This window comes from Nocardiopsis sp. SBT366 (assembly GCF_001083815.1).
In the GTDB taxonomy this organism is placed as follows: Bacteria; Actinomycetota; Actinomycetes; order Streptosporangiales; family Streptosporangiaceae; genus Nocardiopsis; species Nocardiopsis prasina.
Genome location: NZ_LAVM01000014.1, coordinates 1 through 14,265, shown reverse-complemented (window position 1 = coordinate 14,265; position 14,265 = coordinate 1). Strand labels below are relative to the sequence as shown.

Below are 14,265 nucleotides of genomic sequence, written 5' to 3'. Positions count from 1 at the left end.
GGACTAACGTGGGTCCCAGGGGCGGCCTCACCAACGGGACACCGGAGGTGACATGGTCAAACGAAGGAAAGTCCGGTACGCGCTCGTCATGGGGACGTGCCTGGTGCTCTTCGTCGGCGCCACCCCCGCCTACTACCTGCTCGGCACGGGGTGGGCGGTGGGGATGTGCCTGGTGGCCATGGTGCTGCCACCGATCGCGATGACCCTGGGCAGCATCTCCGACCCGGACGACCCGCGCGACCACGACAACAGGTACGGGCCCAACGCCGAGTAGTCCGACGCCGATCGCGCCCGGCCCCGCGCCGGACCCGCACCCCGGTGTCAGCGCTCCAGGACGCGCCTCAGAGCGCCGAGGACCAGCTCGGCGCGGTCCAGTCGCGCGTTGTGGCCCATGAGGCCGATCCGCCAGACCGTCGCCGCGTACGGGCCCACACCGGCGCCGATCTCCAGGCCGTAGTCGCGCAGCAGTCGCTCGCGCACCTTGCCCGAGTCCACGCCCTCGGGAACACGCACCGAGGTCAGCTGGGACAACCGGTGCCCCTCGGCGGCGAACAGTTCGAGACCCATCTCCTGGAGGCCCTCGCGCAGGCGCGCGCCGGCCGCCTCGTGGCGCGCGGCGACGGAGTCCACGCCCTCCTCCACGATCCGGGCCAGCGCCGCGTCCAGGGAGGCGACCATCGCGGTCGGGGCGGTGTGGTGGTAGGCGCGCCCACCAGGGCCGCCGCGCACGTACGCGCCGAGCAGACCGAGGTCCACGTACCACACGGGCGGGGCCTGCACCCTGCGCTCCCAGGCGCGCTCGGAGAAGGTGAAGGGCGCCAGCCCCGGCGCCACGCCCAGGCACTTCTGGGTGCCGGAGTAGGCGATGTCCACCCGCCACCTGTCGAGGTCCATCGGCATTCCGCCCAGCGAGGTGACGCAGTCGGCCAGCAGCAGGGTGTCGTCGGACCGTTCGCGCAGGGCCCGGCCCAGCGCGCCGATGTCACTGACCACACCGGTGGAGGTCTCCGCGTGCACGGCCGCCACCAGCTTCGGGGCGGGGTGGGCGTCCAGGACGCGCTGGACGTCCACGGGCTGGCCCCACTCGTGGTCCACCCGGACCACCTCGGCGCCGTAACGCCCGGCGACCTCGCACATCCGCTCGCCGAACAGGCCGTTGACCGCGACCACCACGACGTCACCGGAGTGCACGGTGTTGGCGAAGGCGGTCTCCATGCCGAGGGAACCGGTACCGGAGAGCGGGAGTGTGAGCGGGTTCTCGGTGCCCCAGAGGGAACGCAGCCGCTCGCAGGTGCGTTCCAGCAGGGTGATGAACTCGGGGTCCAGGTGCCCGAGGAGCGGAGCGGTCAGGCCCAGAGTCGCCTCCGGGTAGGGGTTGCTCGGACCGGGGCCCAGTAGGGTGCGTTCGCTGACTGACATGGTCGAACACTAGCCGGGACGGGCCCACCGGGCCCAAACGGGGTGATCCGGGGGCCGTGCTCCGGCTCTCGCGCCACCACCCGCCGCTCCCCCCCCCACCTCGAACCGGTCCCGAAGCGGCCCAGACCAGGAAGGAGACGGGCGTCCCGCGCCCAGCCGGAGGCTGGTCCCCGCACGCCCAACCACCCATGACCGACACCAACACCGAGGCGGCCACACGAGCCGACACCGACGGCGTGCGCATGCTGCGGGTGGCCCACGACGACCCCCGGGTGGACGGGCTGCTCGCCGGGCTCCTTGAGGAGTACACCGAACGCTACGGCGCCGAGGGCGCGGCCAACGAACTCAGCCGGTACCCGGTCACCGAGTTCGTCGCCCCGCACGGCTGCCTGGTCCTGGCCGAACTCGACGGCGAGGTCGTGGCCGGGGGAGCGCTGCGGCCGTACCACCGGGACCGCGCGATCCAGGCCGACACCGTCGAGTTCAAGCGCGTGTGGACCAGCGCCCGGCACCGGAGGCGCGGACTGGGACGGCGGATCATGAGCGCGCTCGAGGGTGCGGCGCGTGACCTCGGCTACACCCGGGTCATCCTCTTCACCGGGCCCTCCCAGCCCGAGGCGGTCGCCCTGTACGAGCGGATCGGCTACCGCTGGGTGGACCCGGCCACCGTCGAGGACCTGCCCTACCCGAAGGCCATCCCCTTCGCCCACGATCTGACCCCGGACCGGGTCTGACCGGCGGCGCACGGGCACACAGGCGCTGGTCCCGACGTTATGGGGAGCGCTATGTCCGGCGTGCGGACAGGGGTACGAAGGCCCCCGTACGATGAGGACAGGGCGACCGCCACCAGCGGTCCGCGCTCCCCGCACCCTTTCGACGAACTCTGGAGAGTCACAACGTGAGCGAGCAGCAGCGTCCCGAGGCCGAGGTCGACGCCCCCGTGTTCAGGCCGCGCAAGAACGGCCAGGCGCAGTCGGTCTCCGACGAGCTCGCGGCGTGGATGACCACCGGCTGGGCCGACACCGAACTGCGGGACCTCGAGCCGATCGAGCAGGCCGAGCACACCGCCCGCCGCCGGTCCACGCTCAGCGCGGCCTTCCCCGGCGACCGCCTGGTCATCCCCTCCGGGCAGCTCCTGACCCGCTCCAACGACACCGAGTACCCCTTCCGCGCCGCCACCAACTACGCCTACCTGACCGGTGACACCACCGACGGCAACTGCCTGGTGCTCACCCCGAAGGCCGACGGCGGCCACGACGTGGTCCTCTACCTCAAGCCGCGTTCCAACCGCGACAACGGCGAGTTCTGGCTCGGCGGCTACGGCGAGCTGTGGACCGGACGCCGCAACAGCCTCGGCGAGGCCTCCGACCTGCTCGGCGTGCCCACCGCCGACGTGCGCACCCTTCCCGCGGAGCTTCGCGGCGACGCCTCCGTCACCACGCGCGTGGTGCGCGGCCACGACGCCGAGATCGACGCCCTCGTGGACGAGCTGCGCGCCGACGCCGACGACGAGGCCCGCGCCAAGTCCGCCCAGCTCGACGAGGACCTCGGCGTCGCCCTGGCCGACCACCGCCTGGTCAAGGACGAGTGGGAGGTGGCCCAGCTCCAGCTGGCCGTCGACGCCACCGCGCGCGGCTTCGGCGACGTCGCCAAGGCGCTCCCGCAGGCCAGGGACACCTCCGAGCGCTTCGTGGAGGGCACCTTCTTCCTGCGGGCCCGGGTGGAGGGCAACGACGTCGGTTACGGCACCATCGCTGCCTCCGGCGCCAACGCCACCACCCTGCACTGGACCCGCAACGACGGCCCGGTCCGCGAGGGCGACCTGCTGCTCCTTGACGCCGGTGTGGAGACCACCACCCTCTACACCGCCGACGTCACCCGCACCATGCCGGTCTCGGGGACCTTCACCGACCTCCAGCGCAAGGTCTACGACCTGGTCTACGAGGCGCAGGAGGCCGGGATCGCCGCCGTGGCCCCGGGCCAGCCCTTCACCGCCTTCCACGAGGCCTCCCAGCGCGCGCTGGCCGAGGGCCTGGTGGAGTGGGGCCTGCTGGAGGGTCCGGTCGACCGCGTTCTCGAGCTGGGCCTCCAGCGCCGGTACACGCTGCACGGCACCGGCCACATGCTCGGCATGGACGTGCACGACTGCGCCGTGTCCCGTCAGGAGACCCACCTGTACGGCGAACTGAAGCCGGGCATGGTGCTCACCGTGGAGCCGGGCCTGTACTTCCAGCCCGACGACCTCACCGTCCCCGAGGAGCTGCGCGGCATCGGCGTGCGCATCGAGGACGACGTCCTGGTCACCGAGGAGGGCCGCACCGTGATGTCGGCCGGCCTGCCGAGGTCCTCCGCCGACGTCGAGGCCTGGTTGGCCGAGCGCCTGCCGCGCTGACCGCAGCGTTCCCGAGGCCCGAACCGGCGCACGGGCCGTCTTCCCCGGAGGAAGGCGGCCCGTGCGCCGTGTCCGGCCCGGAATTCGGTCACCGGTGGGCCTGTGTAGCGGCGGTGGCCGGAGGATTTCGGCTGTCCGTAGCCTCGCTCCGATCGTGGGCGGGAATGTGGCATGCCCGCCCTGTCCGGATATTCAACGGGGCGGGTATGGAACCATCAGTCTGATCCACCGACGGCCTTCCCGATCAGGGAGCGGTCCGATCTGGCACCCGCTACGGTTTTTGTGGCGAGCGGATACGTAAGACAGAACTGGGGGAGGTTCACGCGTGCGCGCGGAACGGCTGTGGCGCAGGGGGCTGAGGTTTCCCCGCCTGTTCCTGGCGGAGCGGACGGTCCTCGTTCACGGCGACGTCGACCCCAACCCCGACCCCAGGAAGTCGCGGTACGAGGCCCGGGCCTTCGACACCCGCTCCCTGCGCCCCCTGGGCACCGCCTTCGAGGCGCAGGGACCGGTCAACCTGGCGCGGGCGCCCGACGGGCAGCAGTGGCCCGGCACGGTCCTGGTCCAGGCCTCCCGGCGCTCGGTGACGGTGCGCGACCCGAGCACCGGCACGCCGCTGCTGGAGACCGACCTCGCCGAGCCGGGTGAGCTGTGGCCAGACGACGTGGCCCTGCGCGTCCTGGACAAGGAGGCGGTGGTGCTCCTCTTCGGTGAGGACGGTGACGGCGGCACCCGGTGGTGGGCGGTGGACCCCTTTACAGGGGAGACCGTGCCCGACCTCGCCGACTCCCGGCCCGGCCACGAGGCCCGGGGGGAGCGGATGTCCTTCGCCGGTGACTTCCTGGTCGCCCCCGGTCAGGACCCGGGCTTCGACCCGGTCATCCTCGCCGACTACGAACACCCCCGCGAGCGCGTGTACCGGTTGGAGGACGGCGAGTACCTCGGCGAGGTGGAGAGCCACGCCGACTCCGAGACGGTGGCGGCCCGGGTGGGCGGACGATCCCTGCTGGCGGTGGCCGGAAGGGTCCACTCGCTGCCCGACCTCGAACTGGTCGCCGAGCTCGGCGGGCCGCGCACACTGGTGTCCCTGGCCGAGTGGGAGGGCGAGGCGGTCGCCGTATACCAGGAGGAGGACGCCCGCCCCGGCGGTCTGGGCTCCTGGTACCTGGACCGGCTGCGCGTCCGGTACCTGGACCGCCCGGGACAGCCGGTCGTGGAGATCCCCGAGACCTGGCCGGGCGACCTGGAGGACCTGGTCGCCGCACCGGACCGGGTGGTGGTCCTGGCCACCACCGAGGGTGTGTACGCCCTGAACGTGAAGCCCTAGGTCGTGGTTTGGCTCCCTCCTCCCACCCGTCACCCTCCACCACCCTCAACGGACGCCTGCGGCGCGGTGCCTGCCCTCTTCGTCGCCCTCCACCGCCCTCAAGGGATGCCTGTGGCGCGGTGCCTGCCCTCTTCGTCGCCCTCCACCGCCCTCAAGGGATGCCTGTGGCGCGGTGCTTTCCCTCTTCGTCGCCCTCCACCGCCCTCAAGGGATGCCTGTGGCGCGGTGCTTTCCCTCTTCGTCGCCCTCCACCGCCCTCAAGGGATGCCTGCGGCGCGGTGCTTTCCCTCTTCGTCACCCTCCACCGCCCTCAAGGGACGCCTGCGGCGCGGTCTCCTCGTGTTTCCACCAGGCTGCCTCTCGCCGCGCCGAGGAAGCTCAGAAGCCAACCCCGGGGCAGACCCCGCTGCGCGACACCGCGGAGCCTGCGTGGCAGCGCACAGTAGGGGCAGCCTCGCTCCAGCGGCCCGCGAGGGATGGCCGGGCCCCGCTGTGTGAGACTGCGGAGCTTGCGTAGCGGTGCACAGCAGGGGAGATGGCCGCTCACACCGGTGGCGGCTCCGCCGCTACCGGTGAAACCAACCAAAGGACACCCCCTGGCCCAGGGGCCGCCCCGGTCGGGTCATGGCACCGCGGGCAGTCCTGTGGCCGGACCGGTCGCGTCTCCCGTGCCGGTGACAGCGTGCCCAGCGGTCCCGGGCCGATCGGGCGGCAGGGCGCTGGCCTCGGCGACGAAGTCCCTCCTCCAACCACCCCGCGCGGTCCGCGCCCGCGACGACGCGGTCCGCCCCGGCCTCCGCTTACGCCGCGTGGAGCTCGGCGGGGACCCCCTGGACGCGCAACTGGTCGAGGTCAGGACCGACGAGGGGAGCGGGTCAGGCGTCGACCCCGGCCAGGTACCCCCGTGAGGCCTCGTAGGCGCGGTCGATCCGCCTCTGTACGGTGTCCAGCCGCCGGAACGCCAACGGTTTGTCGTCGCCGTCCAACGAACCCCCGCTGGGCAGTACGTGCAGCCGGACGTCCTCCGGCAGCGTCGCGAGGTCCCGGGCGAAACGGTGGCGGCGCGCGATCTCGAAGGCCACCCGCGCCGTCTCCACCGGGTTGGTCGGCGGCGACAGCGGTTCCTCCACCCGCCCCACCTGCAACACGTACACCGTGCGCGCACCCGCCCGAACGGCGGCCTCGATCGGGATGGAGTTGACGATCCCGCCGTCCATGAAGTGCTCGCCGTCGATCCGGGTGGGCGGCAGCAGCCCCGGGACGGCGGAGGAGGCGAGCACGGCCTCGATCAGCGGCCCCTCAGAGAACCAGTGCTCGGCCGCACGCTCGATGCTGGCCGCCACCACGCGCAGCGGTACCGCCAGGTCCTCGAAGGCGGGATCGGGGCCCAGCATCTTCACCAGGAGGCGGCGCAGCGGTTCGGGCGAGATCAGGTGCGTGCGGGTCGTCACGATCCGGTGCAGCTGACGACCCACGGCCTCCCCGAACACCGTGTTGGCCTCCTCCGAGGTCCAGGTGCGGGTCAGCCGCTCCACCGCCGCCGTCGAGGGGTCGGCGGCCAGCACCGCGCCGTTGATCGCGCCGATGGAGGTCCCCACCACCAGGTCCGGTGCGATCCCCTCCTCCAGCAGCGCGCGGATCATGCCCACCTCGACGGCGCCGCGCACCCCGCCCCCGCCGAGCACGAACGCCACCGGACCGGGGCAGCGTTCACCGATGGGGATGTCCGGGGGGTCGGCTGGGAGGGGCGGGGTGGTGCCACGGGGGGTCTCAGGCGCGTCTGTCACCCGGACAGTGTAGGAAGGGAGGCGCTCCGGAACCGGCCTGGGCGGCCCCTCACTCCTCGACGGTGCGCAGGACCTCGAAGTCGATCCCGGCCCGGGGCAGCCTCCGGATGAGCGCGTCGCCCATGGCCACGGCGGTGGTCACCTGGCCCGAGGTCGGTGGGAGGTCGTCCTCCCACAGGCACAGCGCCGACTCCGCGAGCATCCCCGAGGTCGCCCCGTACCCGGGCTCGCCACCCGAGACCAACGTGTGCACCCGACGGCCGCCGCCCGACCCCGCGAAGTGCACGGTGAACCACCCGTTGGCCAGCTGCTCCTCGGAGGGGCCCGCGCCCGGCGGACGCAGCGACTTCAGACGATCCCGCAACGGCGGTGCCTGGGCTGCCGCCATCACCCCGGCGGCCGCGCCGACCGCGCCCAGGGCGCTGCCGAGCCGCCGGAAGGCCGCGTAGTGGCCGTAGGTGAAGTCCGGTCCGTAGCGTTCGAGGGCCGCCGCTGACCTGACCACGACCCGAGGGTCCAGGGTGGGCAGGGGCAGGGGCCACCCCCGCGCCAGCCGGGTGCGCGGCCGACCACGGTTGTCGATCCGCACCCGCCGATCCCGCGGCCCGTCCTCGACCCGACTCCGCTCCCGCGCCGCCGCCAGCATGCCCGCCGAGTCCGCGAAGGCGTCCACGGCCGAGTGCAGGGTGCCCCCGGAGACGTTCCCCCGGGCACGAACGAACCCCTCCACGTGCAGCGGAACCCCCTCGGGCAGCCGCTCGACGGTGAACAGCACCCCCAGGTCGTGGGGGATCGAGTCGAAACCGCAGGCGTGCACGATCCGCGCGCCGGTGCGGACCGCGGTGGCGTGGTGGCGGACGTACATGAGGTCCACGAAGGCGGGCTCGCCGCACAGGTCCACGTAGTCGGTGCCCTCGGCCGCGCAGGCGGCCACCAGGGGTTCGCCGCGCTCGGCGTAGGGTCCCACCGTGGAGATGACGACCCGGGCGGAGGCGGCGAGGGCACGCATCGAGGCGGGGTCGTCGACGTCGGCCAGCAGCAGCTCCGGCAGGGGCCGGTCCGGATCGATCTCGGCCAGCTCCGCCCGCACCGCCTCCAACCGGTCGCGGTCCCGCCCCGCGATGGCCCACCTCAGCCCACGTGGGGCGTTGGTGGCCAGGTACTCGGCGGTCAGCGAACCGGTGAAGCCGGTCGCGCCGAACAGGACGATGTCATGACCGCGTTCCACGGTGGTCCAACCTCTCAGATCTGCTCCATGAGCCGGACTCAGTCTCGCACGCCCGGTCCAACCGGTTTGGCGGGCCGGGGCCACCGGGTAGGCAGCTTCGGAACGGCATCCGAGCACAGGAGTGACACCATGGCCGACCTGGTCGACCTGCACGGCACCGCGATGGCGGAGTTCGACCGCCGAGTGGCGGAGGTGGCCCTGACCGACTGGGCACGACCCACCCCCTGCACGGACTGGGACGTGCACGACCTGGTCAACCACCTCACCTCGGAGCAGCTGTGGGTGCCGTCCCTGCTCGACGGAGCGAGCATCGAGGAGGTCGGGGACCGCTTCGACGGCGACGTCCTCGGCGAGGAACCGGCCGCCACCTGGTCCGTGGCCTCCCGAGAGGCCCGCACCGCCTGGCTGGCCCCCTCCGCGCTGGAACGGACGGTGCACCTGTCCTTCGGCGACGTCCCGGGCCACGTGTACCTGTGGCAGATGACCTTCGACCTCGGGATCCACGCCTGGGACCTGGCCAGGGCGGTCGGCGCCGACGAGCGGCTCGATCCCGCTCTGGTCGCGGAGCTGCTCGAATGGGCCGGTGAGAACCAGGCGGTGCTGTCCGGCAGCAGCCTGTTCGCCGAACAGGTCCCCGTGGGGCCCGACGCCGACCCCCAGACCCGGCTCCTCGCCCTGACCGGGCGCAAGGCCTAGGCGGAGTCCCCGGGCGGTGCCCTCAGCCGCGCTCCAAGGCCCGGCCCAGCACGCGGGCCCCCTCGGGGAAGGCGCCCGGGCGTGGGCCCGCGTAGTTGAGCCGGAGGTAGGGGCCGGTGGGCTCGGCTGGGAACCACTCGCCGCCGGGGGCGACGACGACCCCGGCTTCCTCGCACTCGCGGACGACACGGGGCAGGTCGGTGGCGTCCGGCAGCCGCAGCCACAGGTTGAGCCCGCCCTGGGGAACCGCCTCCAGATACGTGCTGGGCGCGTGCTCGCGCAGCGCCTCGACGAGGAGGTCGCGGCGCGCGGCCAGCTGCTGGCGCAGCCCCCGCAGGTGGGTGCGCCAGGCGGGCTGGGTGACGACGTCCAGCGCCACCGCCTGCAACACTCCGCTGACGTACATGGCCTCTGACTGCGCGTCCGCGAGAACGCGCTCCCGGGCCGGGCCCCGGGCGACCAGCCCGGCCACGCGCACGGACGGTGACACGCTCTTGGTGAGTGAGCGCAGGTACACCACGTGCCCGCCGTCGTCACGCGCCGCCAGAGGGGTCGGCCGCGCGTCGATCCCGAAGTCGTGCGCCCAGTCGTCCTCCACGAGGAAGGCGCCATGGCGACGCACGATCTCCAGCACCCGGTCGCCCAGGTCGGTGGACCAGCGGGCTCCGGTGGGGTTGGCGAAGTTGGGCTGCGCGTACAGCACACGCGCCCCGGTCCGCTCGAACGCGCGGTCCAGTTCGTCCGGGTCCGGTCCGTGGATCCCGCTGGGCACCGGAACCGCCTCCACACCCGCCTGCGCGGCCGCGCGGGTCGCGCCCCAGTAGGTGGGTGACTCGATCAGGGCGGGCCGTCCGGCACCCACCAGGGAGCGGAACACACCGCTCAACCCGCTCTGGCTTCCGGGGAGGACGAGCACGTCGCCGGGCGCGGGTGGCGTGACACCCACGGGGGTGTGCGCGGTCAGCCCGGCGGCGAACCAGGCCTGGAGGTCGGGCAACCCGGCGGACGGGGGCCTGGCCACGGTCGCCTCGCTGCGGGCCGCGCGCGCGAAGGCGGCGCGCACCAGTCGTTCGGGGAGCAGTTCCCGGTCCGGGTAGCCCGAGTGGAGCGCGATCGCGTCGTTGGGCGGGGTGCGCAGCGCCGTGTTCAGACCGGGGGAGCGGTGCCGGGGCGCGCCGAGCGCGGCGGTCTGCCACCCGTAGTCGTGAGGCCGGGCGACCCGGATCGCGCGAACGAAGGTGCCCACGCCCGGACGGCTCTCCAGCACTCCCTGCGCGGCCAGCGTTCGCAGGGCCTTTTGCACCGTGACCGGACTCGCGGCGTACTCGGCCACCAGGGCCCGGGTCGAGGGCAGCCTGGCTCCGGGCGGCGCGCCGGCGATCCACGCGCGCAGCCCCTCGACGATTCGCGCACTGCTATCGTTGGACATGAGGATCAATAGTAGCGCTACTCATGATCAGCCCAGGGTGCTATCCACTCGAACCGGGCTCTGGTGGGGGCTTCTGGGGGTCGCGGCCTTCTCCCTGACCGTCCCGTTCACCCGCGTCGCGGTGGCGGGCGGAACCATGTCACCCCTGTTCGTCGGCTCAGGGCGCGGGGTGGCCGCCGCCCTGCTGGCTGGCACCGCGCTCGCGCTCACCCGGCAGCGTCTTCCCCGGGGCGGCCAGTGGTTCCGTCTGGCGCTGGTCGGCGGGGGAGTGGTGGCGGGGTTTCCGCTACTGACCTCGTTCGCCCTCACCACCGCGTCGGCCAGCCACGGCGCGGTCGTCATCGCTCTGCTGCCCGCCGCGACCGCCGTGACGGCGGTGCTGCGTGGTCACGAACGGCCCCCGGCGGTGTTCTGGGCCATGGCGGCGGTGGGCGCGGCCGCGGCGGTGGGCTTCGCGAGCCTCCAGGGAGCGGGGGCCGGTTCCGGCCTGGTCTGGTCCGACCTGCTGCTGTTCGGCGCGGTCATCGCGGCCGCGATCGGCTACACGGAGGGCGGTCTCCTCGCCCGCGAGCTCGGCGCGTGGCAGACCGTCTCCTGGGCCTTGGTGCTCTCCGCCCCGTTCATGATCGCCCTGTGCGGGGTCGCGGTGGCCCAGCAGCCGCCGAGCGGGACCCCGGCCGAGTGGGCCTCGTGGGCCTACCTGGCGGTGGTCAGCATGTACCTGGGCTTCTTCGCCTGGTACCGGGGCCTGGCGATCGGCCCGATGACCCGGGTGAGCCAGATCCAGCTCACCCAGCCGGTGATGACCCTCGGATGGGCCGCCCTGCTGCTCGGTGAGCACCTGACCTGGCCCACGGTCCTCGGCGGGGCCGCGGTGGTCCTGTGCGCCACCGTCGCCGTCCGGTCCAGGCTCGGACGGACGACGGTGGTCAGGGGCGGCCCCGCCGTACGGAGAAGCGGGACCTAACCCGTGGTCACCCGCTCCGCCTCGGCGTCAGTCTCGGAACCCTCGTCCTCGCCCGCGGCGCGGGGAGCGGGGGCGGGGACGATCCCCTGCTCCACCGCCATCTCCCGGACCAGGCGCGGAGCGCTCCACAGCGTGGGCAGCAGGATCAGCCCCACCGGTACGGCGGTCACCACGATGAACGACTGGAGGGCCTGCACGCCGTTGTCGCCCACCGTGAGCAGCGCGATGGCGGCGGCGCCCATACCGAGGCACCAGAACGCCCGCACCCACGGGAAGGGCTCGCCCGAGTGCATGCTGGCGGAGGAGATCGAGTACGACATGGCGTCGAGCGTGGCGGCGAAGAAGATGAGCGTGACGACCACCATGATCAGCGCCAGCACCGCGCTCAGCGGCAGGGCCTGAACGATGGCCAGTGCCGCGGCGGGAAGGCCGTGCTCCTCGTACGGGCCGGAGACGGCCCCCGGGTCGCGCTGCTCGAGCCACAGCCCGCTGCCGCCCAGGGCGGTGAACCACACGGAGGTGACGACGGCGGGCAGCACCGTGGCGCCCACATAGATCTGGCGGACCGTGCGGCCCTTCGAGATGCGAGCGATGAAGATGGCCATGATCGGGCCGTAGCCGATGAACCAGCCGAAGAAGAAGACGGTCCAGTAGCCGAGCCACTCGGTGTCGCCCCGGAACAGGGCCATGGGTACGAACTCACGCACGTGCACGGCGCTGGCCTGGAGGAACAGGTCGACGACGAAGGGCAGGGAGGAAAGCCCGACGACGCACACGATCAGCACCAGCGCGGCCCAGACGTTGATCCGGCTGAGCAGCTGGATGCCCCGGTCGAGGCCGCTGAGCACCGAGATGGTCGCCACGACCGTCAGGCCCAGGATGATCGCCACCTGGGTGCCGAACCCGGAACCCACCCCGAACATCTCGCCGCCGATGTAGGACATCTGGAGACCGAGGAAACCGATCGGGCCGACCGTTCCGGCGACCACGGCGACCACGCAGCTGATGTCGGCGACGGTGCCGATCCAATGGGTGCGGATGCGCTCACCCATGAGTGGCCACAGCAGTGTGCGGGGTCGCAGGGGCATGCCCTTCTCCACACCGCGCATCATCACCAGCGTGGCCAGCGAACCACCGATCGCCCAGGCCGGGAAGCCCCAGTGGACGAAGGTCTGCGCGAGGGCGACCGAGGCGCCTTCCATGCCGCCCGCCATGTGCGCGTACTGCGGCGGCGGGTCGACGTAGTGGGCCAGGGGCTCGGCGGCGGCCCAGAAGACGCCGCCCGCGGCCAGCAGGGTGGTCAGGACCATGGCGACCCACCGGAACCAGGTGAACCCGGGGGCGTCGGTTCCGCCCATCCGCACCCGCCCGTAGCGGGAGAAGGCCAGGATCGTGGCGATGACCACGGTGGCCAGGAGCAGGACCTGCCAGTAGGCGCCGAACCAGCGCGCCGACCACGCGAACGCGGTGTCAACGGCGGCGCTGACACCGGAGGGGGACACGAGCGCCGCCAGGACGAAGGCGATCAGCAGGCCGCCGGAGATTCCGACGACCCAGGGATCCGGTCGTCGGCCGGTTTCGGGCACGCGTGTGCTCGGGGTGGAAGACATGGAGTAGAGGATGCCCCTCGATTGGAATCATCCACCGGAAGCCCCGGCAGACCGGCCGAGTCTACGTGCGTTCGTCCAGGTTGGAGCGGAGATGAGAGGGTGCGTCGCGCCACGCCGGTGTGTGGCCGTGAACGCTTTCGCGCCGGTGTCTGCGTACGGCGCAGGCGCCGAGAACCCCCGCGCACGGGGCGATCCGTCGTACCGGCCACCCACCGTCGCCCCCCGGCTCGGGGACGACAGCGGCCGCCTCAACAGAGGAGGGCCACCGAGTCCCGCTCCACCAGGTGCACGGGAAGTCGGACGCGGCGCCCTTCGGGGTCCTCGCCCGGGGAGACCAGCAGGCGCATGGCGTGATCGCCCAGCAGCTCCCGGTCCAGGCCCACGGTGGTCAGGCCCGGGTCGAGCAGCCCGGAGGTGGCCAGGTCGTCGTGCCCGACCACGCTCACGTCCCGACCGACCCGTATCCCCAGGGAGCGGGCGGCGGCGTACACGGCCGAGCCCAGGTAGTCGGAGTTGACCACGAAGGCCTCGTGCCCGCCCGCCCCGCCGCGCCCATGGGAGCCGACGCCCAGCCGCTCCACCACCATGCGGGCGACGCTGTCGTGGTCCAGGTGACAGCGCACCACGGTTCCCGCCAGGCCCCACTCCTCGCATCGACGGACGAACTCCTCCTCGCGTCCCCAGTCGGCGGCCAGCCCCTCGGGGGCCACGACCAGCGTGGCCCCCCGATGGCCCCGCGCGCGCAGGTGCCCCAGTGCCAGGGCGACGGCGGCCCCGTCGTCGGGGCCCACCGTCGACAGCCGCGCCCCACCGGAGAGCGCGGGGTCGGGCGTGCGGTTGAAGGCCACCACGGGGACGTCGGGGTGACGGGGGAGCCAGTCGGTCAGCGGACCGTGCCGACCGATCGGGCTGATCGCGACCCCGCCGACCCCCTCGGCGGCGAGCCTGCGCAGCGCGGCGGCCTCGCGGTCCACGTCGTAGTCGGAGCTGAGGATGAGCAGGAACGCGCCCTCACGATGCGCCCGCACCTCCATGCCCCGCAGCACGTCCAGGAAGAAGGGGTTGCGCATGTTGCGGATGACCACCCCGTAGGCCGACCTCTGTCCGGTGCGCAGCGCCCGCGCCCGACCGTCCACCTGGTAGTCGAGGTCGGCGGCGGCCCGGCGGACCCGCTCCACGGTTGCCGGGGCCACCCGCCCCTGGCCGTTGAGCGCGAAGCTGGCCTGGGCGACCGAGACCCCGGCTCGGGTGGCGACGTCGCGCAGGGTCACGCGCTTGCGAGAGGCGGGCATGGTGGTCCTTCCGAAGGGAGGTGTCCGGCCATGATGCCGGGGCGGCGGCGGGTGTGCCACGGCGGTCCGGGCGGGCGGGGGCCGGTGCCCGGCGGTCGAACGGGGCCCGTGCCCGCCC

General features: G+C 73.0%; 12 protein-coding genes. 6 read left to right on the top strand and 6 right to left on the bottom strand.

Annotated features, from left to right (window positions below; genetic code table 11):
* Positions 1–52: 52 nt before the first annotated feature.
* Entirely contained in the window at positions 53–274 is a 222-nt protein-coding gene (locus tag ADX84_RS06150; RefSeq protein WP_049568867.1) for a DUF3099 domain-containing protein, read from the top strand.
* A gap of 47 nt (positions 275–321) precedes the next feature.
* On the opposite strand, the gene ADX84_RS06145 is transcribed toward ADX84_RS06150, so the two are convergent.
* Entirely contained in the window at positions 322–1,419 is a 1,098-nt protein-coding gene (locus ADX84_RS06145) for an alanine--glyoxylate aminotransferase family protein (protein WP_049568864.1), read from the bottom strand.
* 188 nt (positions 1,420–1,607) lie between these two features.
* On the opposite strand from ADX84_RS06145, the gene ADX84_RS06140 reads away from it, so the two are divergent.
* From ADX84_RS06140 to ADX84_RS06130, 3 genes are all read left to right on the top strand, one after another.
* Positions 1,608–2,153 (top strand): GNAT family N-acetyltransferase, encoded by a 546-nt coding sequence (locus tag ADX84_RS06140; protein WP_049568862.1) that lies wholly within the window; start codon positions 1,608–1,610, stop codon positions 2,151–2,153.
* A gap of 164 nt (positions 2,154–2,317) precedes the next feature.
* Entirely contained in the window at positions 2,318–3,811 is a 1,494-nt protein-coding gene (locus tag ADX84_RS06135; RefSeq protein WP_049568858.1) for an aminopeptidase P family protein, read from the top strand.
* A gap of 325 nt (positions 3,812–4,136) precedes the next feature.
* Complete coding sequence (locus tag ADX84_RS06130) at positions 4,137–5,138, top strand: hypothetical protein (protein ID WP_049568855.1); 1,002 nt, start codon at positions 4,137–4,139, stop codon at positions 5,136–5,138.
* Between the two features lie 875 nt (positions 5,139–6,013).
* Here the strand turns inward: ADX84_RS06130 and ADX84_RS06125 are convergent.
* Positions 6,014–6,925 carry a patatin-like phospholipase family protein gene (locus ADX84_RS06125; protein WP_199776486.1) on the bottom strand — a complete coding sequence of 304 codons (912 nt, stop codon included), beginning with the start codon at positions 6,923–6,925 and terminating at the stop codon, positions 6,014–6,016.
* 49 nt (positions 6,926–6,974) lie between these two features.
* Positions 6,975–8,153, bottom strand: coding sequence for a trans-acting enoyl reductase family protein (locus ADX84_RS06120; protein WP_049568852.1), 1,179 nt, complete (start codon positions 8,151–8,153; stop codon positions 6,975–6,977).
* A 129-nt stretch (positions 8,154–8,282) separates the two neighbouring features.
* On the opposite strand from ADX84_RS06120, the gene ADX84_RS06115 reads away from it, so the two are divergent.
* The gene (locus tag ADX84_RS06115; protein WP_049568849.1) at positions 8,283–8,849 is read left to right on the top strand and encodes a TIGR03086 family metal-binding protein; all 567 of its coding nucleotides are present in this window, start codon (positions 8,283–8,285) and stop codon (positions 8,847–8,849) included.
* A gap of 22 nt (positions 8,850–8,871) precedes the next feature.
* Here the strand turns inward: ADX84_RS06115 and ADX84_RS06110 are convergent, their stop codons facing one another.
* Positions 8,872–10,278 (bottom strand): PLP-dependent aminotransferase family protein, encoded by a 1,407-nt coding sequence (locus tag ADX84_RS06110; RefSeq protein ID WP_049568846.1) that lies wholly within the window; start codon positions 10,276–10,278, stop codon positions 8,872–8,874.
* Positions 10,279–10,315: 37 nt separating this feature from the next.
* Here ADX84_RS06110 and ADX84_RS06105 point away from each other — a divergent pair, with 37 nt between their 5' ends.
* Positions 10,316–11,245, top strand: coding sequence for a DMT family transporter (locus ADX84_RS06105; RefSeq protein ID WP_082206322.1), 930 nt, complete (start codon positions 10,316–10,318; stop codon positions 11,243–11,245).
* Here ADX84_RS06105 and ADX84_RS06100 read toward each other — a convergent pair.
* Together ADX84_RS06100 and ADX84_RS06095 are read right to left on the bottom strand one after the other, a co-directional pair.
* A complete protein-coding gene (locus ADX84_RS06100; RefSeq protein WP_049568840.1) occupies positions 11,242–12,855 on the bottom strand; it encodes a BCCT family transporter in 1,614 nt (537 codons plus the stop codon). The two genes, ADX84_RS06105 and ADX84_RS06100, sit on opposite strands and share 4 nt — an antisense overlap.
* 248 nt (positions 12,856–13,103) lie before the next feature.
* On the bottom strand, positions 13,104–14,147 hold the full coding sequence (locus ADX84_RS06095; protein ID WP_049568837.1) for a LacI family DNA-binding transcriptional regulator: 1,044 nt from the start codon (positions 14,145–14,147) through the stop codon (positions 13,104–13,106).
* Positions 14,148–14,265 lie beyond the last annotated feature (118 nt).